Origin of the sequence: Sulfitobacter indolifex, assembly GCF_022788655.1 — a bacterium.
GTDB lineage: Bacteria > Pseudomonadota > Alphaproteobacteria > Rhodobacterales > Rhodobacteraceae > Sulfitobacter > Sulfitobacter indolifex.
Map to the genome: position 1 here is coordinate 1429746 of NZ_CP084951.1, position 20624 is coordinate 1450369.

The window sequence follows — 20624 nt, forward strand, 5'->3', positions numbered from 1 at the left end:
AAGGGGCGGCGGTTATTCCGCCGCCGCCGGGAGCCGGTTTTCGACCCGGCCCATGTAAAGCATCAAACCATAGGCCACGACCGCCATGCAAAGCATGGCCAAAGCCAGCGGTTTGGTGGTGCCGTCAAACATCAGCCCAACGGGTGAGGCAATGAGGGCGGCCAAAACCGTAGAAATCGCCCCCACGACCGACGCGGCCATGCCCGCAATATGGCCCATCGGTTCCATTGCGATGGCATTGAGGTTGCCCAGTGTCAGGCCCGCCTGGAAAAACAAGCAGGTCTGGAAAAACACAAAGGCGGCAAAGCCGTAAGGGTCGGGCAGGGCGCCGAGGTTTGCAAAATACATGACCCCCGACAGGATGATTTGCACGCCAAGGGCAATGGTCACCAGCCGGCGCATGCCATAGCGCACGACCAGCAGCGCATTGATCAGGCTGGCGCTGGCCGCCACGACGGCAATGCCGCCAAACCACAGTGGGAAGCTATCGCCCCGGCCATAGACGCTATCATAGATCGGCTGGACCAGCATCAGCATGGAAAACAGCATCGCTAGGGCCAAAGACTGCACAATGATCGATAGGCGCACCGAAGGGTGGGTCAACAACTCGCGCACAGCGGCAATGATAAGTCGCGCCCGCAATGGGCGGCGGTTTTTGCGCGGCAGGGTTTCAGGCAGGCGCAGACCCATCCAAACCACAGATATGATAGAGAAAACCATAAAGGCGATGAATATCGCGCGCCAACCGGCGGTAAGGATGATCCCTGCGCCCAGCATCGGCGCGAGCGCTGGCACCAGTGCAAAGACCATCATCACGATCGACATAATTCGCGCCATCTCTCGCCCTTCAAAGAGGTCGCGGATGATCGCCACGGCCACCACGCGGGGGCCGGAGGCACCGAGCCCTTGAAAGACCCGCGCCACCAGCATGACCTCAAGCGAGTTGCTCATCCAAGCGACAAAAGCCGACAGCGAATAAAGCGCCGCACCGCCGAAGACCACATTGCGGCGGCCAAAGGCGTCGGACAATGGCCCGCTAAAGAAGGTGCCAAGCCCCATACCCAGCACGAAGGCCGTGAGGATCAACGGCGCCCGATGTGCGAGTTCTGGGGAAAGTTCTGCAGCGATCTCTGGCAAGGCGGGCAGCATCGCGTCGATGGAAAAGGCGATCGTGGCAAACATCATCGCGATCAGACCGATAAATTCGATCCGACCCATGGCGAATTTTGGGTTTTCAGTGGTCACACGGCGCTCCGGCGGTTGATCCTCGCGGACAGGTCAACGCGGGGGGCTTTGGGGAATAACTAGTGGTTGCGCTCTCGATAATCGAGAACGCTTAACTTGGCAATGATTTCCGCCCGGTTTAGCCCTGCTGTTTGGTCAGATCAGCAATGACCTGCGCCCATAGCTCAGGCGGCTGCGCGCCGGGCACGGCATGGGCATTGGCAACGATGAAGGTCGGGACCGAGTTTACGCCCATCTGGCGGCTGTGCGCATCGCGGTCGCGGATGTCTTGCGTATCGACATCGGATTTCAACAAGCGGGTGACAACGGCGGCGTCCATCTCGATACCATCGGCAATGTCGGCCAACACCTCGGCATCGCCAATGTCGCGGGCATCTACAAAATAGGCTTTGAATAGGGCTGAGACCGCAGCGGTCTGGCGGCCCTCAATTCCGGCCCAATGGATCAAGCGGTGGGCATCCAGCGTGTTGGGCGTGCGTTGCATGGCCTCGAAGTTAATGTTCAGCCCGGCTTTTTCAGCATGTTCCACGACTGGCGCATAGGCTTTCACCGCGCCTTCTTTGCCGCCAAACTTGCCTTCGAGATAGGCGCGGCGGTCCATCCCTTCGCGTGGCATGTCGGGGTTCAGTTGGAACGGGTGCCATTCGATGGCGAAAGGATGATTGGGATGATCCTGCAACGCGCGGTCCAGATGCGCCTTACCGATATAACACCACGGGCAGATCGGGTCTGACATGATATCGAGTTTGATCGCTTCGGCCATGGTACATCCCATCTGTTGCTGCGCGTCGGGCATAGCGGGCTGCGGCGCGTATCGCAAGGCGGGCGGGCGTTGCAAGCGTTAGGGGGCGCGTCTATAGCAGGTTCATGACAGACACCCCGCCCCGTTCCATGATCCAAATCGCCCGCGAAAGCGGCGCGAGCGAGACCGCACCGCCGGTCGACCTTGGCGCACGGGTGCGCGAATTACGTAAAGCGCGAAACTGGACGTTGGAACAAGCTGCTCGGCAGGCCGGGCTGGCACGTTCCACGCTCAGCAAGATCGAAAACGGACTGATGTCGCCGACCTACGATGCACTAAAGAAGCTTGCGGTGGGGTTGGAGATCACCGTGCCGCAGCTGTTCACCCCACCTGCCGGTGAGAAGATTACCGGACGCATGGCCGTCACCCGTGCCGAAGAGGGCGCGGCCAAGGCCACAGGCACCTATGAACATGTCTTGCTGGCCGATGCACTGCGCAAGAAACAGATGCTACCCTACCGCGCGCGCATCCGCGCCCGCCGGATGGAAGAATTCGACGGCTGGGTGCGCCATGACGGTGAGGAATTCCTCTATGTGCTGACCGGCATGGTGCGCTTGTTTACCGAGTTTTATGAACCCGTCGACATGCGACGGGGTGATAGCGCCTATTACGACGCTACCATGGGGCATAATGTGGTGTCGCTCAGCGACGAGGACGCGACGATCCTTTGGGTGACCTCACTGGTCTGAGGTCTCTGCCGGTTTCCACCACCAGACTTCGGGCATAAAGTTCGGCCCATCGCCATAAAGCGGAATTTCGTCCGGATAGGCCATCCGCGCGTCATGGGCGATCAGCCCCTCGTCGAACTGCCAAAAGGGAATGACATAGCGCCCCGCCGTCAGGATACGGTCCAGCGCACGTGTGGCAGCGACAAAGTCAGCGCTTTCGCGGGCCTGTAGCATCTGATCAATCATCGCATCTACGGCCGGAGAACGGACCCCCATGAGGTTGCGCGTGCCGGGTTGATCCGCGGCCTCTGACCCCCAGTAAAAGCGCTGCTCTGTGCCGGGACTGAGCGAAAGGGAGCGCCGGAAGAAGGTCATGTCGAAGTCGTATTCATTTTGCCGTGCTACAAATTGCGCGTCATCGACCGTTTCGATCTGTGCCGTGATCCCAAGTCGCTTTAGCGACTGCGTGTAAAGCTCTGCAATCGCTAGGTTTTCGCGGCTGCCCTTGGATAGTAGAATGGTGAAGGTCAGCGGCGTGCCATCGGCGCGATGCATCATACCGCCTTCGGCCTTATAGCCTGCCGCGTTAAGTTGCTGCATCGCCGCACGGATGCCCGAGCGGTTGCGGACCGAACCGTCGGCCACGGGCAGCGTATAGCCATCCACGGTGCCCGGTGGCAGCGTATCGGCATAGTCTGCCAGCAGGTCAAAGACCCGGCCCGTCGCGGGCCCGTCGCGCATGGCGAGGTCGGAGTTCGAGAAATAAGAGGTGATCCGGGGCAAGGCGCCGCCTGTAAGCGTCTCGTTGATATACTCAAAATTGAAAGCCGAGATCAGCGCATCGCGCACCCGCCAATCGTCAAAAGGCGCACGGCGGGAGTTCATGACAAAGCCGGTCATGCCTGAGGGTTTGCTGTGTGGGAAGGTGGATTTCAACACTTCGCCACGCGCAATGGCGGGGAAGTTGTATTGCGTGGCCCAAGTCTCGGCGTTGAATTCGCGCACGGCTGAGATCTGGCCAGCCTTGAACGCTTCGAACAACACATTGGCATCGCCGTAGAAGTCGATTTTGACCTCGTCGTAGTTATGCGTGCCTTGGCGGAATGGCACCTCAGCGCCCCAGTAGTCGGGGTTGCGCGTCAGGGTCACGTGGCGGCCTGCCTGATAGTCGCTGATGACATAGGGGCCGGTGCCCAGCGGGAACTCTTCCAGAGGCGCGTTGGCGAAGTCCTGACCTTCCCATTGCGCTTTGCTGAGAATAGGGCGCATCCCAGCCAGCAGGGCAAGCTCGCGGTTGTCGCTGTTAAAGGTCATGCGCAGGCTGCGCGGGCCGGTTTGTTCAATGGTATCAATCTGTTGGCGCAGCCCGTGGTAGCGCGGGTGGCCTTCACTTCCCAAAAGCTCGAAAGAAAAGATGACATCTTCAACGGTCACCGGGCTGCCATCGGAAAACCGCGCTTCTTCGCGCAGGGTGAACTCAACCCATGAGCGGTCGTCGGGTACCTCAATGGTTTCGGCCAGCAGGCCGTAAAGGGCAAATGGCTCATCCCATGAGCGCCCCATCAAGGTCTCATGGGTGAAATGCGGCAACTGCCAAGGTGCTGTGCCTTTGCGCACGAAGGGGTTGAGGCTGTCGAATCCCCCCGTATTGCCCAAAACAATCGCACCGCCTTTGGGCGCGTCGGCGTTCACATAAGGCAGGGCGCTGAAATCCGAGGGCAGATCAGGTTCCCCGTACATACTGATTCCATGTTGAGGGGCCGCCAAAGCGGTGCCCGAGAGCAGAATCAGTGAAGAAAGGGCCGCAACGCCCCGTGCTGTCGAGAAAAAATCCCTGCTCAATTTTGAAACAATCACGTTCTGCCCTTATTTTGTTGGAGTTAATCCATACCCGCGGATTCCCGCCTTATCAAACTTTTAGCTTGGATTGTGACCATAGAAGGCGTATACAGAGATCACTGCTCGATAGGTTTCTTGCCTGTATGAAACCTGCCTCAATAACTTACGCCCGCTTCGTGCGGGCGTTTTTTTTTGGCCTGAGCCCCTCCAGTTTATTCGCTTGGCGCTTTCGCGCGCAAACCCTTTCCCTTTGGCCCGATCGCAGTACATGATGCAGTCGCAGCATGAACAAGGAGACGCGCCATGGCTTTCACCATCGACCTGTCCGGCAAAACAGCCGTCATCACCGGATCGAATTCTGGAATCGGTCTAGGCATCGCCTGGGAACTGGCGCGGGCCGGGGCCGATATCGTGTTGAACTCATTTACCGACGACGAAGCGGATCACGCGCTGGCGCAGCAGATTGCCGAGGAATGCAACGTAACGGCCCGGTACATCAAGGCCGATATGTCCAAAGGGGATGAGTGTCGGCGCTTGATTGCCGAAGCCGGGACCTGTGACATCCTGGTGAACAACGCGGGCATCCAGCATGTCGCCCCAATCCCCGATTTCCCGGCCGAGAAATGGGACGCGATCATCGCGATTAACCTTTCATCGGCCTTTCACACCACTGCCGTAGCGCTGCCGATGATGCGCAAAGCGGGCTGGGGACGGGTGATCAACATAGCTTCCGCCCATGGTCTGACGGCTTCGCCCTACAAATCCGCCTATATCGCCGCGAAACACGGGATTGTTGGCCTCAGCAAGACCACAGCACTGGAAACGGCGAAGGAGCCGATCACCTGCAACGCCATCTGCCCTGGCTATGTACTGACCCCGATTGTCGAAAAACAGATCCCCGACACGATGAAGGAATACGACATGTCGCGCGAAGAGGTGATTGAGCAGGTCATGCTCACCCGCCAACCGTCGCGCGAGTTTGCAACCGTTGAGCAAATGGGCGGCACAGCCACTTTCCTGTGCTCTGATGCGGCAGCCCAGATCACCGGCACGACGATCAGCGTCGATGGCGGCTGGACGGCGTTGTAAGGGCTGTGGCGGTCAAAAAACGCATTAACCTCGCCCTCCAAGGGGGCGGCGCGCATGGCGCTTTCACTTGGGGGGTGTTGGATCGGCTGTTGCAGCAGGAAGATCTGGAAATCTGCGGCATCTCCGGCACCTCTGCCGGGGCGCTGAATGGTGCGGCGCTGAAATCTGGCATGATCTCAGGCGGGCGCGAGGGGGCGCGAGAGAACCTTGATTGGCTGTGGGCGCAGGTCTCGGGCATCTCCGACCTACGGCTCTCGCATTGGCTGGCGCCTTTTGGATTGGATAAGCTCAGTCCAGCGATGGAATATTCGCTGCCGGTGGCGTTTTCGGACTCTCTGACACGGATGGTCTCGCCCTATGCCTACGGGCCGTTTTACCGTAACCCGTTGGAGGACGTCGTCGCGCGCTTTGACTATGGAAAGGTTGGGGCGAACACACCGCCGTTCTTCTTTGTTTGTGCCACGCGGGTTCGCAATGGCAAGATCAGGGTGTTTGAAGGCGATGAGATTGGACCTGATGCGCTTTTGGCCTCGGCCTGTCTGCCGACCGTCTTTAAGGCCGTTGAAATCGACGATGCCCAGACCGGCCAGCGCGAGGCGTTTTGGGACGGCGGCTATACCGGCAATCCGGCGCTGTTTCCGCTGTTTCGCGATGACTTGCCCGAAGATGTCGTTGTGGTGAATATCAATCCGTTAGAACGCGAAGACCTGCCGACAACACCGCAGCAGATCCAGAACCGGATCAACGAAATCAGCTTTAACTCCAGTCTGTTACGCGAGATGCGCGCGATCGATTTCGTGCAGCGTCTGATTGCGGATGGCACTTTGCCCGAAGGGCGGATGAAGCGGGTTCACATGCATATGATCGCCGACGACGCGCTGATGGCGCAGCTTTCGGTGGCGACCAAGATGCTGCCCAACCCGGCAATCATCAAGGCATTGCGTGAGGCTGGTGTCGCGGCTGCGGAACGGTTCCTGACAGACCACTTCGACGATCTGAACCAGCGCAGCAGCGTCGATCTACCTACGATGTTCAGCTGAGCTTTCGGGGTCTGACAGCGACAGCGCCTCGGGCAAGTCAGCACCGGGGCGCGGCGGATAGACCAACCCGGCGGAAATCACCAGCTTCGCCGCGTCCTCTACGCTCATATCAAGCTCGATCACATCGCCACGGGGGACGAATAGCAAGAACCCTGAGGTCGGGTTCGGTGTTGTCGGCAGGAAAACCGAGAGCATCTCGCCATTTGAATTGGTGCGGGCCAAAACCTCGCCCTTGGCCTCGGTCGAGATGAAACCAAGCGCCCAAATGCCGCGCCGAGGGTATTCGATCAGGCAGGCGGTCTCAAAACTGCGTTCGGACTGGGCAAAGATCGTCTCAGAAATCTGCTTGATACCGGAGTAGATGGTCCGCACCACGGGCGTACGCTCCACCAGACTTTCGGCAAAGCGGATCATCGAGCGGCCGATCAGCCCCTTGGCGGCCCAGCCGACCATGATTGTGAAGATCAAGAAGATCACCACACCAAGCCCGCGGATGTTAATTTGCATCGACGGGTCGAGGCCAAGGAAGTCTTGGATCAGGCGATCCGGGTGATAGGCTTTAGGAACCAGTGGCAGCACGAAGCCGTCGATCCAGCCCACCACGCTCCAGATCAGCCAAATGGTCAGCCCAACGGGTGCGATCACGACCAACCCGGTCAAGAAGGACGCCCGCAGCCTTGCGACAAGGCTGCGCCGGACCTGCGTCGGGTCGGGATCAAAAGGTGTGTTCATCTGCGCCGTTTTCCGAAGAGTTATTCGCAACATAGCTAAGGCGTATGCCCCGGTCCGGCAATGGCTCGACGATGTTTTTCGCCTTTATCGCGGCAGGTTGACGAGGTTTGCCGCGATCTTGGCCCCCAGTCGGGCGTTGTTGCGCACCAATGCGATATTGGCGGTAAGCGAGTGGCCTTCGGTTAGCTCGAAAATGCGCTGGAGCAGGAAGGGGGTCACACCTTTGCCGCTGACACCCTGCGCATCGGCCTCGGACTGCGCCTGTGCGATGATCGGCGCGAGTTCGGCGGCGGGGATCTCTTCGTCCGCTGGGATCGGATTGGCCACGAGTTGACCGCCGGGCAGGCCCATGGCGGCGCGGGTGCGGTGGGCTTTGGCGATCGCGGCGGCGTCGTCTAGACGGAGCGGCGATTGCAGCGCGGAGCCTGCGCTCCAGAAAGCGGGGAAGCTGTCTTGGCCCACGGTGATGACTGGCACGCCTTGGGTTTCCAGCACTTCCAGCGTTTTTGGCACGTCGAGGATGGCTTTGGCGCCCGCGGCGATCACGGTAACGGGGGTTTGCGACAGTTCCATCAGGTCAGCGGAGATGTCAAAGCTGTCTTCCGCTCCTTTGTGCACGCCGCCGATGCCGCCCGTGGCGAAAACTTCGATGCCCGCGAGGTTGGCGGCGATCATGGTGGCGGCGACAGTGGTGGCACCTGTGCCACCCGATGCGATACAGACGGCCATATCCGCACGTGACAGTTTCGCAACGTCTTTGGCCTGCGCCAGATCGCTTAACTGATCGTCGTCCAAACCGATATGCAGCGCGCCACGGATCACGGCGATGGTTGCTGGGACAGCGCCTGCGTCACGAATATCCTGCTCGACCTGCCGCGCCACTTCAAGGTTTTGCGGATAGGGCATGCCATGCGTAATGATGGTGCTTTCCAACGCCACAATCGGTGCGCCGCTTTCGCGGGCCGTGGCCACTTCGGCACTGAAGGTCAGGGGCAGGGTGCTGGGCGCGGTGGTCATATCTTGGTCTCTCCGGAAACATAGAGGGCGGCGGCGTCGAGTGCTGCCTTGAGGGCGGATTGCGCAACGGCACCGCCAAGTTCAGCGGCCACATGGGCCGCCATGAATGTATCGCCTGCGCCGGTCACCCGTGCCACATGGACCGATGGTGGGGTTAGCGTGATGATCTCATCGCCTTCGCCGACGGTGGCCGGGTTGCCGCCGTCGGTCACCACAGCGCGGCGCGCGCCACGGGCCAGCAGGGCGCGAGCGGCGGCCGGGGAATCGTCAAAACTCGCCTGACAGAGCAGCCCGGCTTCTTCGAGGTTCACATAAAGCGTGCCGCGCCCGGCCTTGAGGAAGGGCGTTAACCGCAGTGCCTTGCCGGGCGAGGCGGGGGCAACCCGCAGATCAGCCTCAGCCAGCAGCGGGCTTTGCGCCATGCGGGCGAGCAGCTCGACGGTCAGGTTCCCATCGAGCGCCACAGCCCCTTTGTAAGGCGCGGGCAGGCTGCCGTCTTCGAGCGGGCGGAGGATCTTATCGCCCGCGGCCTCCAGCGAATGCGCATCAGCAATCGCGGCGATCAATCCGTTTGAGCCTTCGACGGCCATATAGCGATCAGTCGGCAGATCATCAGAGCGGTAGACATAATCGGTAATCAGCCCACGCAGCGTGCAAGCGGCGATCAACTCGTCGCCTTCAGCATCCCGGCCTACGGCGGACAGCAGCGCAGGCGTCAGCCCAAACCGCGCCAGCGCCATGCCGATGTTCAACGCCACACCGCCGGGCAGGCGCGTAATGCGCCCCGGCATGTCAGAGCCTTGGCGCATGGCGTTTTCAGAGCGGCCAATCACGTCCCAAAGGACGGAGCCGATGCACAGGATGTCAGGTGTTCTGGTCATGCGGCGCTTCTAGCCGCCAAGCGTCACCGCGCGCAAGCGGCCTTATTCCGGCACTTGGAACGTTAAGGCCGCCCAGAGCGTCTCCCATACCGGTTCATCGGGAGTGTAGCTGCCGCCGGTCTGCGCATCCGCCGCCGTGCGCAGCACCACAGCGTCAAAAAGGTATTCATGGCCGGCTGTTACTGGAATCACCGCTTCGCCAGCCGCATCTGTGCTGTGCAGCGAAATGGTAACACTGTCATCGGCCGCGCGGTCAAAGACTTCGACCTGCGCATCGGCGCGCGGTTCGTCCTGATAAAGCAGACGAACCTTCATCTGATTGTCAAAATTCGCGTCATAGGGGTTGGTCATAGCCACAAATTCGGTGGCCATGCCGGTTGCTGCATCTTGCCCGATGCCAGTGCCGGTGGCGATCAATGTTTTGACATGGCGCGTGTAGGTCTCAATGATTTTTTCCTGCGACCAGCCATTGGCGGTATGATCGGCCTCCGCCTTGGGAAAATCTTTGTGTTCTGCAAAGGAAAGGAACTTCTCCCATTCCTTATAAATCACCTTGGAGGGCGTCGTTTCGGCGACCACGACGACCAGCGCATCCTTGTCCGGCGCGGGGATTTGCAAGGCCGGGTTGTCGCCAGCGCGCGGGGAGAGGTTGTAGGTCTGCCCCTCTACCAAGACTTCAAAACGCGTGAGGCGGTTGGGGAGGTAGGGAAAGGTCGCGCCAACAAACTCTTCGCCGTTGCGAAAATGCGCTGCGATCTTTTCGCCGCTTTCCACTTGATAGTTCAGAGGCGACAGCCAGTATTCATGGGCAAATGCCGGTGCTGCCGGTAAGGCACTGAAAATAATAGCGGACAACTGGGACATTTTCATGAAAAGTACTTTCTTTTGGTTAAGATCCAAGCTGGCGTTGCTATGGCTTTTGTCAAGCGCGATCCTTTTTTCATTGGTCGCTGCGGCACAGGCCCATGAGGTCAAACCCACGATCGCGGACCTGACGATCACCGAAGGCCGCGCGGTGTTGGAGCTTCAGATCAACTTTGAAGCGCTGCTCGCGGGGATTGATCTCGATAGCATTGAAGACACCGACAATGCCGAGAATGCAGGCGATTATGACGCGCTTCGCAGCCTGCCAGCCGAGCGTATCGCCGCCCGCGTGCCCGAGCTTTTGCCCGACTGGAACAGCCTCCCGTTGCTGAGCGTGGATGGAGAGGCCGTGGCGCTGGAGAGCGTATCGGTCGACGTGCCCGACGGGATCGACGCCGAGCTGCCGCGCGATAGCATCTGGCGGCTGGAAGCAGAGTTGCCTGACGGGTCCGCGCGCGTGCAGATCACATGGCCCGAGGGGGCAGGCGCGTTGGTCTTGCGCCAACAGGGGGTTGAGGAGCCTTATACTGGATATTTGGCCGGCGGCGAAGCCAGCCCCGAGATCGTTCTTTCCGGGGGCGATGCGCAAAGCGGGTTGCAGGCGTTTGTCAGCTATATTCCAGTCGGCTTCGACCACATCTTGCCCAAAGGGTTGGATCACATCCTCTTTGTTTTAGGGCTCTTCTTCCTCTCGTCACACCTGAGACCACTGATCTGGCAGGTCTCGGCCTTTACCTTGGCGCATACTGTGACGCTGGCGCTCGGGGCGATGGGCTGGGTGAATGTCCCCGGCGCGATCGTTGAGCCGCTGATTGCCGCGTCGATCACTTACGTCGCGGTTGAGAATATCTTTCACTCGGGTCTGAACCGCTGGCGACCTCTGGTGATTTTTGGATTCGGTCTGCTGCACGGGCTTGGCTTTGCGTCAGTGCTGGGGGATTTCGGCCTGCCTGCGGGACAATTCGTGCCCGCGCTCATCGGCTTTAACATCGGTGTGGAACTGGGCCAGCTTGCGGTGATCGCCATCGCTTTTGTGCTGGTCGGCTGGGCGATGAAGCGTGACTGGTATCGCCGCGCCATTGCCGTGCCCGCCTCCTGCGTGATCGCGGCGGTGGGGGCCTATTGGTTCGTCGAGCGGGTGTTTCTGTAAGCGAGCGGGCAGCCCTTAACCGGGCTGCCCCAAGGGCCGCTTAGCCCTACATGGCGGCGATCAAGGTGGCGAGTTCTGCTACCGGATCGTCCTTATCCCAAATCTCGGCGCCGATGCCGAAGAAATCGGTGCGCGGGGCAAGCGCGCGGATCATGTCGATGTCGAGCGCGCCTTCGGCCACGACAGGCACTTCGATCACTTCGGACCACCACTGAAACAATTCGGCCTCGGCAAAGCTGCCATCGCCAAGCGCGCTGGACTGTACGGGGCCAAAGCTGACGTAATCCGCGCCCGCTTCGCCTGCGGCCATGCCTTCATGCCGCGAGATACCGCAATAGCTGCCGATAATCGCGTCCTCGCCCAATTCTTTGCGCGCATGACGCACGGTGCGGGCGGCGTCGCTGAGGTGAACCCCGTCAAGGCCAAGGCGTTCGACCATCAGCAGATGATCCGAGATCACCAGTGCTACATCGCGGGAATGGGTCACTTCGCGCAGGGCATCGCCCGCGCGCGACAGGCGGTCTTCGTCCCGCGTTGAAAGCGCCATCCGCACGCAGGCCACGGGATGCGCGTCCAATACGGCGGCCAGTTGCGCCGGGAAACGGCTGAGTTCAACTTCGGGCGGGGTGATAAGGTAAATCTGCGGCTGTTCTGGCGCGTCCATGGTCTAAGTCCTTGCTCGGGTCTGAAGGTCTGAGTAGCGCAAGGCGTTGCAAAAGAAAACGGATATGCGTGTGTGGCGCGGGCTTTCTTGCGGTGGTGCAGCGCAGGGGCTATGAGGCGCGCATGACCCAGACACCTTCATCTCCCGTCCTTCCCGCGCCGATTCCGGCAATCGTGCTCGTACGTCCGCAAATGGGCGAGAACATCGGCGCGGCTGCGCGTGCGATGTGGAACTTTGGCCTTGATCATATGCGGGTCGTGGCACCGCGCGACGGCTGGCCAAGCCAGTCTGCTGTGGCGATGGCCTCGGGTGCGGGGCGGCTGTTGGATGAGGCGCAGCACTCTGCCGATCTGCCAAGTGCGCTTGGTGACTGTGACTTCACCTTTGCCACCACGGCGCGCGGGCGGGATCTGACCAAGCCGGTTTATAGCCCGGAAGCTGCGATGAAGTTGGCAGCGGAAAAAATCGCGGCAGGGCAACGGGTTGCGGTGCTTTTTGGGCCAGAACGGGCCGGGCTGGAGAATGAGGATATCGCGCAGGCCAATGCCATCGTTTCGGTCCCGGTGAACCCGAAATTCGCCTCGCTGAACCTCGCGCAATGTGTGCTCTTGATGTCCTACGAATGGATGCGCGCGCAGGGTGAGGTAACCCATGAGGTGACCGAAATGGCGGGCACGGACTGGGCCAAAGGGGCCGAGGTCGACCATCTGGCGCGGCATTATGAGGATCGGTTGGAAGAGGCGGGGTTCTTCTATCCTGAGCATAAGACGGCCTCAATGAAGCTGAACCTGCGCAATATGTGGTCGCGGATGCCGCTGACCCGGGCGGATGTGCAGATGCTGCATGGGATCCTGCGGCAAATGGTCCGGTGGAAAGAGAAGGGCTGAAGTTTTCCCTTGGCCCGGACTCAAGCCGCAGGCGCCGGGCCATCGCCTGCCGCCAAACGGGGAGGCGATTTTACAAATGGGTACAACGCCTTACATGGATCGCGCCACGGCTGAACCATAAAGTGGCATGACGCGACCCTAAGATCGCCACCCTTCGGTCAGGCGATGGCCCGCAACAGCTATGCCGCCACCCCGCTAGACCTTTCCCCGCCCATCGCATACCACTGCATCCAAACGGAAAATGAGGCGCGCCATGGCGGAAAAACGCAAACTTTTCGAAGAGGTCGGGACCGACCAACCCACCCGTGCTCCGGTGCAAACCGGTGGCATCGACAAAGGCCGTGGCGGCGCCCGCGGCCCGATCCGGATCTGGCTGATGATCCTCTTTGCGCTAGTCTTTATCATGATTGCCGTGGGCGGGCTTACGCGGCTTACGGACAGCGGCCTCAGCATCACTGAATGGCGTCCCGTGACCGGGGCTTTGCCGCCAATGAACGAGGCCGACTGGCAGGCGGAATTCGACAAATACAAGCAGATCGACGAGTTTCAGGTCCAGAACGCTTGGATGGAACTTGCTGATTTCAAAAGCATCTATTGGTGGGAATGGGGGCATCGGCAACTCGGTCGGGTCATCGGCCTCGTCTGGGCTTTGGGCTTTCTCTACTTCCTTCTTCGGCGTCAGATCCCGGGGGGCTGGACCAAACGCCTGCTCTTTATCGGCGCGTTGGGCGGCGCACAGGGGGCGATTGGTTGGTGGATGGTTGCCTCAGGCGTGACCAGCGGGCAGGGGGTGACGGATGTGGCCTCTTACCGATTGGCGACCCATCTCGGCCTCGCCTTTGTCATCCTTGGCTTCATCACATGGTATGTGCTGCTGCTGGGCCGCAGCGAACGTGACCTGATTCAGGCCCGGCGCGCCAAGGAGGGTAAGCAGTTCGGTCTGGCCACGGGGCTCTTGCATTTTGCAGCGCTGCAGATTCTGCTAGGGGCATTGGTCGCGGGCATCGACGCCGGGCGCTACTTCGTCGATTGGCCGCTGATGCAAGGCCAGTTCTTCCCACCGGAGGCTTTTGACATCACGCCCACATGGCGCAATTTCTTCGAAAACCCCGGACTTGTCCAATTCATGCACCGGATGGCGGGCTATCTGCTTTTCGCTTTTGGCGTAGTCGTCTGGCTGCGCGGCCGCCGTTCGGCCCATGCACGCACGCGTTTTGCCTTTAATGCTGTGATGGCGGTGCTGGCATTGCAGGTGGTGCTGGGCATCACCACGGTGCTCTATGCCGCCCCTGTGCATCTGGCGTTGATGCATCAGGCACTGGCTGTGCTGCTTTGGGTGCTCATCCTGCGCGCGCGCTTCCTTGCCGCCTATCCCGTTGCCACATCGCTGAGAGGCTGAGACATGACTGCATATGACAATTTGATGGCCTTTCAGCGCGAAACCGAAGCGCTGGCGCAGGTCGCGGGCCGCTTGGGCTGGGATCAAGAAACAGTCATGCCGCGTGGCGCCGCGCCGCAACGGGGCGAGGAGATGGCGGCGATGGAAGGCGTGCTGCACGCCCGCCGCATCGATCCGCGCATTGCCGATTGGCTCGAAACTATTGATCCGTCTGCTTTGGATGAAGTGGGGCAGGCCAACCTGCGTCATATCAAGCGCGACTTCGACCGTACCGTTCGCGTGCCTGCTGATCTGGCCGCACGGATTGCACGTGTCACCTCAGCCGCTCAAGGCACATGGGCCCAAGCCCGCGCCGCCGATGATTTCGCGGCCTTTGCACCGACCTTGAAAGAAGTGATCTCTCTCAAACGTGAAGAGGGGGCCGCACTGGCCGAAGGCCGGGGCATCGGCATCTATGACGCAATGCTGGAGGATTACGAGCCTGGCACCACAGCAGCTGATCTCAGCGCTATGTTTGACGCGTTGCGCCCTAAATTGGTTGAATTGCGGGCAGCCGTGCGTGAAGCCGAAGCGCCGCCGGTGCTAGAGGGGCACTTTGACGAAGCCGCGCAGATGACCCTTGCCGCTAAACTGGCGCGGCGCTTTGGCTATGATCTTACCACGGGACGGATCGACAAGGCTGTGCATCCGTTTTCCTCCGGTTCGGGGTTGGACGTTCGGATTACGACGCGGACCAATGCACTTGATCCGTTTAACTGCTTTTATTCGACAGTTCACGAAGTTGGCCATGCCGCCTACGAACAGGGGATTGATAGCGCCTATCTGCTGACACCTTTGGGCCGAGGTGTGTCGATGGGGGTGCATGAAAGCCAAAGCCGCATCTATGAGAATCAGATTGGCCGCAGCCGTGCCTTCACCGGTTGGCTTTATAAAGAAATGACGACTGCTTACGGGGACTTTGGTGTCGCGGATGACGAGACGTTTTATAAAATCGTTAACCGTGTGTCAGACGGGTTCATCCGTACCGAAGCCGATGAGTTACAATATAACCTGCACGTGTTGCTTCGCTTTGATCTTGAGCGGGCGTTGATGTCGGGCGATCTACAGGTCGATGGATTAGAAGCCGCGTGGAATGACCGGTTTGAGGCCGATTTCGGGTACCGGGTCGATCGTCCTTCAAACGGTGTGCTGCAGGACGTTCATTGGTCAGTCGGGCTGCTGGGGTATTTTCCGACCTATAGTCTTGGTAATGTCTACGCGGGATGCCTGAATGAAGCCCTACGTGTAGCGGTGCCGGATCTGGACGAGTCGCTTGCGCGGGGAGACACGAGCACGGCAACCAACTGGCTCCGTGAAAACGTACAACGGCATGGTGGGCTTTATGAGCCCCGCGAGGTTATTACGCGGGCTTGCGGAAAGGCGCCGAATGAGGCACCCTTGCTAAACTATCTCGAAGATAAGTTTACCGATTTATATGGAATTTAAACTCATAAAATTTAAGCTCATAAATAGGGAACAACTGGCCTTCGCCGGCGTTGCTTAAACAACGGGCACCACTGCAATCCTTAACTATGCTTTAGCATTTCGGCTTTGCTCTAGGTAAGATAATATGCAATGGTGCGGAGAGTTTCGGTTTTTAAGATATCATAGGAGTACCTAATCAATGAAAATTCTTGCAACGGTCGCGGCGACTATCGCTCTTACGGGTGCTGCTTTCGCCCAAACAACAACTCAAGAAGCTGTGCTGGGCGCGTCTGACGATGCCGTGTATTCGCTTCAGGTTCAGGGCGCCAACGGCGTTGTTTATAACTGTAAGCCAAACCCGGTCACAGTTGACGGCAACACTGCACGCGTTTGCGTACGCGCAGATGGTGCTGGCCTCTTTGCAGCCGGTGCTGGCCTTGGTGGCGGCGCAGCAGCAGCTGGCGCGGCATTGGTTCTGGTTGCTATCGCAGCGGGCTCCTCGTCCTCTTCGACAACTACTACTACCAACTAATTTCTTAACATAAGCTTAAGATCAGAAAATCCCCCGTGCCTCTGGCGCGGGGGATTTTTTCTGTTCGATCGTAGACTTGGGAAAAACGTAGACTTGGAAAGAAAATCGCCCCGAAGCTTTCACTTCGGGGCGGGATAACCGGTTATTATTCGGCGGCGCCGTCGTCCTCGACAGCGTCATCCTCTTCGTTCCCCTGATCGGCAATCCAAGCCACGCTGACAACTTCTTCATTCTTGCCGGTGCTAAAGACCTTCACCCCGCCCGCGCTACGCGACCGGAAAGAGATACCTTCAACTGGCACGCGGATTGATTGGCCTTTGGACGTGGCCAACATGACCTGATCCGACATCTCAACTGGGAAGCAGGCAACAATTGGACCGTGCGCCATGGCTTTCGTCCAGGCTGTGACGCCCATGCCGCCTCGACCGCGCACAGGATAATCGTGAGCAGAAGAAACTTTACCCGCGCCCTTGGCGGTGATCGTCAAGATCAGGTCTTCGGCTGCCGACATCTCTGCGTAGCGTTCGGTGCTCAACTGCCCGGCTTGAACCTGTTCTTCCTCGTCATCTGTGCTGTCGTCATCCGTTAACCCGGCCATCAAGCGGCGCTGTTTGAGGTAAGCGACACGCTCTTCCGAGGTTGCTTCGAAATGGCGGATCACGGACATCGAAACTAGATTGTCCCCTTTGCCCAAACGGATACCGCGTACGCCGACCGAGTTGCGCGAGTTGAAAATCCGCACGTCGGTGGCGGGGAAGCGGATGGCCCGGCCAGCGTCGGTAACCAGCATCACGTCATCATCGTTTGATGCGATGCGGGCGTTGATCAATGTGGTGCCTTCATGCTCACCTTCGAACTTCATGGCGATCTTGCCATTGGACTTCACGTTGGTGAAATCCGACAGCTTGTTGCGGCGCACGGTCCCGGCGGAGGTGGCAAAAACCACTTGCAGATCGTCCCAGTCCTTCTCATCCCGGTCAACCGGCATGATCGCAGCAACAGAGACGCCGGTGGGGATGGGCAGGATGTTGACGATGGCCTTGCCCTTGGCAGTCCGCGCGCCTTGAGGCAAGCGCCATGTCTTCAGTTTATAGACCATGCCGTCGGTGGTGAAGAACAGCAGCTGCGTATGGGTATTAGCGACGAAAAGGTTGGTAACGACATCCTCTTCTTTGGTCTGCATGCCCGAAACACCCTTGCCGCCGCGGCGCTGCGCGCGGAAATCGACCAGGGGCGTGCGTTTGATATAGCCGCCAGAAGTCACGGTCACGACCATATCTTCGCGGGCGATCAGGTCTTCATCGTCCATGTCACCGGACCAGTCGACAATCTCGGTGCGACGCGGCACGGCAAAGAGTTCACGTACTTCGCGCAACTCGTCCGAGATGATGCCGAGGATACGTTCGCGGGATCCGAGAATTTCAAGGTATTCCTTGATCTTGCTCGCCAGCTCTTCCAACTCGTCGGTGACTTCTTTGACGCCGATCTGCGTCAGGCGCTGTAGGCGGAGTTCCAAAATGGCGCGGGCCTGAGCCTCGGACAGGTTATAGGTGCCATCGTCGTTCGCGGTATGGGTCGGATCGTCGATCAGCGCGATATAGGGCAGAATGTCTTCGGCAGGCCAACGGCGCGTCATCAGCTTTTCGCGCGCCTCAGAAGCATCGGTGGAGGAGCGGATGGTGGCGACAACTTCGTCGATGTTGGTGACGGCCACAGCCAGACCACAGAGGATATGGCTCCGCTCGCGCGCTTTGCGCAGCAGATAGGCGGTGCGTCGGGCGACAACATCTTCGCGGAAGTCGATGAAGTAGCTGAGGAATTTGCGCAACGTAAGCTGTTCAGGGCGGCCACCGTTGAGCGCCAGCATGTTACAACCGAAATAGGTTTGCATCGGCGTAAAGCGGTAAAGTTGGTTCATCACGACTTCGGCAGTCGCGTCGCGTTTAAGCTCGACCACCACGCGCACGCCGTTACGGTCGCTTTCGTCCTGAACGTGGGAAATGCCTTCGATCTTTTTGTCGCGGACCTGTTCTGCGATCTTTTCGATCATCGACGCTTTGTTAACCTGATAGGGGATCTCGTCGATCACGATGGCCCAGCGGTCTTTGCGGATCTCTTCGACCCGCGTCTTGGCGCGGATCACCACGCTGCCGCGGCCCTCAAGGTAGGCTTTGCGCGCGCCGGAACGGCCGAGCATGATCCCGCCTGTGGGGAAATCGGGGCCGGGGACATAGTCGATCAATTGCTCGGACGTCAGATCCGGATCTTCGATCAGGGCCAGCGTGGCGTCGATCACTTCGCCAAGGTTATGCGGCGGAATGTTGGTTGCCATGCCGACGGCAATACCGCCCGCGCCATTGACCAGCATGTTAGGGAAGCGCGCCGGCAGAACCGTCGGCTCTTTCTGCTTGCCGTCATAGTTGTCTTGATAGTCGACGGTGTCTTTGTCGATGTCTGCCAGTAGAAATGCGGCCGGCTTGTCCATACGCACTTCGGTATAGCGCATCGCCGCCGGGTTATCGCCGTCCATCGAGCCAAAGTTGCCTTGACCGTCGAGCAGCGGCAGCGACATGGAGAAATCCTGCGCCATACGCACCAAAGCGTCATAGATCGCAGAGTCACCATGCGGGTGGTACTGGCCCATAACATCGCCCACCGGGCGGGCAGATTTGCGATAGGACTTTTCGTGGGTGTTGCCCGTTTCATGCATGGCAAAAAGGATGCGGCGATGCACCGGTTTTAGCCCGTCGCGCAGATCGGGGATCGCCCGGCTGACGATCACCGACATCGCATAGTCCAGATAGGACGTGCGCATCTCGTGTTCGATTGTTACCGACGGCCCGTGGAAAATAGGCTTTTCGTCTGCGTTATCAGGAGTTTCCGGCGTATCGTTCACGTGTCTTGCCCACCATTTTTATGGTTCTATATCTTGGGGTTTTCTATAGCAGACGGGGCATATCAGGTGCAATGGCTGTGGCCAAAACGCACTGGCAGCACTCCAAGCTGAGTGCCAACATGCTGTTTTCATTGAAAAGTAATTCTCACCGCGCAAACTTGTCATACAGAGGCAGCAAAGGAGGCGCAATATGCCCCGCAGTGAAACCGAAATGATGCTGAAAGGTTACGGGCTGACCACGGCAGAGTTCTTTTATCATATGCCCGACTACGCCCATGTGCTCAACAGCTACATCTGGCAGGAGTATGACATCGCGCCAGATCATCCGCGGCTGTTTAAATTCGTAGAGTTTTGGCAAGCCGAGTTAGACGGCCCGTTGCATTCGGTGCGCTTTACCCACCGCAAGATGATCAGCCCCGGGGAATGGCAAAATCAGGTGGGTGAGTTTACGCTACATTAATCTAATGGGCAGGGGTGTCAGGCAGAACAGCTCGCCCCGCCCAGCACGCAGAACTTGGCACAATGGGGATGGTTCAGGGCCACGTCACGCTCGGCTTCGGCCAAGGTCGTGCCAAGTTCAAACTCTGGGTCATAGGGCAGCAAGGTACAGGCCAGTACAGCAGGCTTCTCAGCGCCTTTGCGTTTGACCACCATACGCGATGAGGCACACATCACCGCGTCGGGCGAAATATCCAAGATGCCCCAGCAGGCGGTGGTGATCTCTGGCACCTCGACGGCTTCGTCCATCTCTGGGAAGAGCACCGTCATACCGGGGTCATGCGCGTCGATGTCAAAGCCATGCTCGGCGTAAAATGCGGCATAGCCCGCGCGGCTGTCGGCATCGCTGTCGGCAAAAATAGAGCGACCCGCGACGGCCATTCGAAACCCGTTGTCGCGCAGCCATTCCATGCCGATCAGCGTCTTATCAAACGCCCCTTCACCACGTTCCGCATCGTGCAGATCACGGCGGTAGTGGTCGACAGAGATGCGGAAGGTCATTTGGCCGGGGTACGCATCGCGCAGGCGCAACAACCCGTCTTGCACGGATTTGCGCATGATCGGGCGCATGGCATTTGTCAGGATCAACACCTCATAGCCGCGCATCAAAGAGGCTTCCGTGATCTCAACCATTTGCGGGTTCATGAACGGCTCACCGCCCGTAAAGGCGATTTCACGCACCGGCCAGTCACGCTCAACAATCTGGTCAAGGTAATCGCGCACCTCATCAGCGGTGATATAGACCAGCGCGTCATTTTTCGGGCTGGAGGCGATGTAGCAGTTCACACATTCGATGTTGCACAGGGTGCCGGTATTGAACCACAGCGTCTCGGCCCCGCGCAGGGCAACGGTGGCGCGTGGTTCCCCCTTGGCGGTGACCGCCGGGTTCTGGAACTTGCCCTCGTTTGCTTGCGCGATATCTTTCATGATTGGTCCTTGCGTGATCCCGTTTGTTCC

19 protein-coding genes are annotated in these 20624 nt (G+C 59.3%); 9 read left to right on the forward strand and 10 right to left on the reverse strand.

All coding sequences use genetic code 11. The annotated features are described in order from the left end of the window. Window positions 1-12: 12 nt before the first annotated feature. Entirely contained in the window at window positions 13-1218 is a 1206-nt protein-coding gene (locus DSM14862_RS06965; RefSeq protein ID WP_007119541.1) for a multidrug effflux MFS transporter, read from the reverse strand. Between the two features lie 145 nt (window positions 1219-1363). Further along, complete coding sequence (locus tag DSM14862_RS06970; RefSeq protein ID WP_007119542.1) at window positions 1364-2008, reverse strand: DsbA family oxidoreductase; 645 nt, start codon at window positions 2006-2008, stop codon at window positions 1364-1366. A 104-nt stretch (window positions 2009-2112) separates the two neighbouring features. Here DSM14862_RS06970 and DSM14862_RS06975 point away from each other — a divergent pair, with 104 nt between their 5' ends. Then, entirely contained in the window at window positions 2113-2736 is a 624-nt protein-coding gene (locus DSM14862_RS06975) for a helix-turn-helix domain-containing protein (protein WP_007119543.1), read from the forward strand. Here the strand turns inward: DSM14862_RS06975 and DSM14862_RS06980 are convergent. Next, entirely contained in the window at window positions 2725-4455 is a 1731-nt protein-coding gene (locus tag DSM14862_RS06980) for an extracellular solute-binding protein (RefSeq protein WP_007119544.1), read from the reverse strand. The two genes, DSM14862_RS06975 and DSM14862_RS06980, sit on opposite strands and share 12 nt — an antisense overlap. A 402-nt stretch (window positions 4456-4857) precedes the next feature. Here DSM14862_RS06980 and DSM14862_RS06985 point away from each other — a divergent pair, with 402 nt between their 5' ends. Beyond that, a complete protein-coding gene (locus DSM14862_RS06985; RefSeq protein WP_007119545.1) occupies window positions 4858-5643 on the forward strand; it encodes a 3-hydroxybutyrate dehydrogenase in 786 nt (261 codons plus the stop codon). A gap of 5 nt (window positions 5644-5648) precedes the next feature. Beyond that, a complete protein-coding gene (locus tag DSM14862_RS06990; protein WP_007119546.1) occupies window positions 5649-6683 on the forward strand; it encodes a patatin-like phospholipase family protein in 1035 nt (344 codons plus the stop codon). Here DSM14862_RS06990 and DSM14862_RS06995 read toward each other — a convergent pair. The 4 genes from DSM14862_RS06995 to DSM14862_RS07010 all read right to left on the reverse strand — a co-directional run bounded on the left by DSM14862_RS06995 (window position 6663) and on the right by DSM14862_RS07010 (window position 10183). After that, window positions 6663-7415 (reverse strand): DUF502 domain-containing protein, encoded by a 753-nt coding sequence (locus DSM14862_RS06995; protein ID WP_007119547.1) that lies wholly within the window; start codon window positions 7413-7415, stop codon window positions 6663-6665. The two genes, DSM14862_RS06990 and DSM14862_RS06995, sit on opposite strands and share 21 nt — an antisense overlap. A gap of 84 nt (window positions 7416-7499) precedes the next feature. Further along, window positions 7500-8432 (reverse strand): pseudouridine-5'-phosphate glycosidase, encoded by a 933-nt coding sequence (locus DSM14862_RS07000; protein WP_007119548.1) that lies wholly within the window; start codon window positions 8430-8432, stop codon window positions 7500-7502. Continuing rightward, window positions 8429-9313, reverse strand: coding sequence for a PfkB family carbohydrate kinase (locus DSM14862_RS07005; protein WP_007119549.1), 885 nt, complete (start codon window positions 9311-9313; stop codon window positions 8429-8431). The genes DSM14862_RS07000 and DSM14862_RS07005 overlap by 4 nt, the downstream gene beginning before the upstream one ends. Before the next feature lie 42 nt (window positions 9314-9355). Next, the gene (locus DSM14862_RS07010; RefSeq protein ID WP_007119550.1) at window positions 9356-10183 is read right to left on the reverse strand and encodes a DUF4198 domain-containing protein; all 828 of its coding nucleotides are present in this window, start codon (window positions 10181-10183) and stop codon (window positions 9356-9358) included. Between DSM14862_RS07010 and DSM14862_RS07015 the strand changes: the two genes are divergently transcribed. Next, complete coding sequence (locus tag DSM14862_RS07015) at window positions 10182-11327, forward strand: HupE/UreJ family protein (RefSeq protein ID WP_007119551.1); 1146 nt, start codon at window positions 10182-10184, stop codon at window positions 11325-11327. The genes DSM14862_RS07010 and DSM14862_RS07015 overlap by 2 nt on opposite strands. 46 nt (window positions 11328-11373) lie before the next feature. Here DSM14862_RS07015 and DSM14862_RS07020 read toward each other — a convergent pair whose 3' ends face one another. Beyond that, window positions 11374-11991 (reverse strand): thiamine phosphate synthase, encoded by a 618-nt coding sequence (locus tag DSM14862_RS07020; protein WP_007119552.1) that lies wholly within the window; start codon window positions 11989-11991, stop codon window positions 11374-11376. A gap of 122 nt (window positions 11992-12113) precedes the next feature. On the opposite strand from DSM14862_RS07020, the gene DSM14862_RS07025 reads away from it, so the two are divergent. From DSM14862_RS07025 to DSM14862_RS07040, 4 genes are all read left to right on the forward strand, one after another. After that, the gene (locus tag DSM14862_RS07025; RefSeq protein ID WP_050770390.1) at window positions 12114-12878 is read left to right on the forward strand and encodes an RNA methyltransferase; all 765 of its coding nucleotides are present in this window, start codon (window positions 12114-12116) and stop codon (window positions 12876-12878) included. Between the two features lie 253 nt (window positions 12879-13131). Beyond that, complete coding sequence (gene ctaA / locus DSM14862_RS07030; protein ID WP_007119554.1) at window positions 13132-14277, forward strand: heme A synthase; 1146 nt, start codon at window positions 13132-13134, stop codon at window positions 14275-14277. Window positions 14278-14280: 3 nt separating this feature from the next. Then, the gene (locus DSM14862_RS07035; RefSeq protein ID WP_007119555.1) at window positions 14281-15762 is read left to right on the forward strand and encodes a carboxypeptidase M32; all 1482 of its coding nucleotides are present in this window, start codon (window positions 14281-14283) and stop codon (window positions 15760-15762) included. 178 nt (window positions 15763-15940) lie between these two features. Beyond that, window positions 15941-16273 (forward strand): hypothetical protein, encoded by a 333-nt coding sequence (locus tag DSM14862_RS07040; RefSeq protein WP_007119556.1) that lies wholly within the window; start codon window positions 15941-15943, stop codon window positions 16271-16273. A gap of 145 nt (window positions 16274-16418) precedes the next feature. Here the strand turns inward: DSM14862_RS07040 and gyrA are convergent, their stop codons facing one another. After that, on the reverse strand, window positions 16419-19169 hold the full coding sequence (gene gyrA / locus DSM14862_RS07045; protein WP_040701132.1) for a DNA gyrase subunit A: 2751 nt from the start codon (window positions 19167-19169) through the stop codon (window positions 16419-16421). Window positions 19170-19359: 190 nt separating this feature from the next. On the opposite strand from gyrA, the gene DSM14862_RS07050 reads away from it, so the two are divergent. Then, window positions 19360-19629 carry an usg protein gene (locus tag DSM14862_RS07050; RefSeq protein WP_007119558.1) on the forward strand — a complete coding sequence of 90 codons (270 nt, stop codon included), beginning with the start codon at window positions 19360-19362 and terminating at the stop codon, window positions 19627-19629. A gap of 17 nt (window positions 19630-19646) precedes the next feature. On the opposite strand, the gene DSM14862_RS07055 is transcribed toward DSM14862_RS07050, so the two are convergent. Next, entirely contained in the window at window positions 19647-20594 is a 948-nt protein-coding gene (locus DSM14862_RS07055; protein WP_007119559.1) for a radical SAM protein, read from the reverse strand. Window positions 20595-20624: the final 30 nt, after the last annotated feature.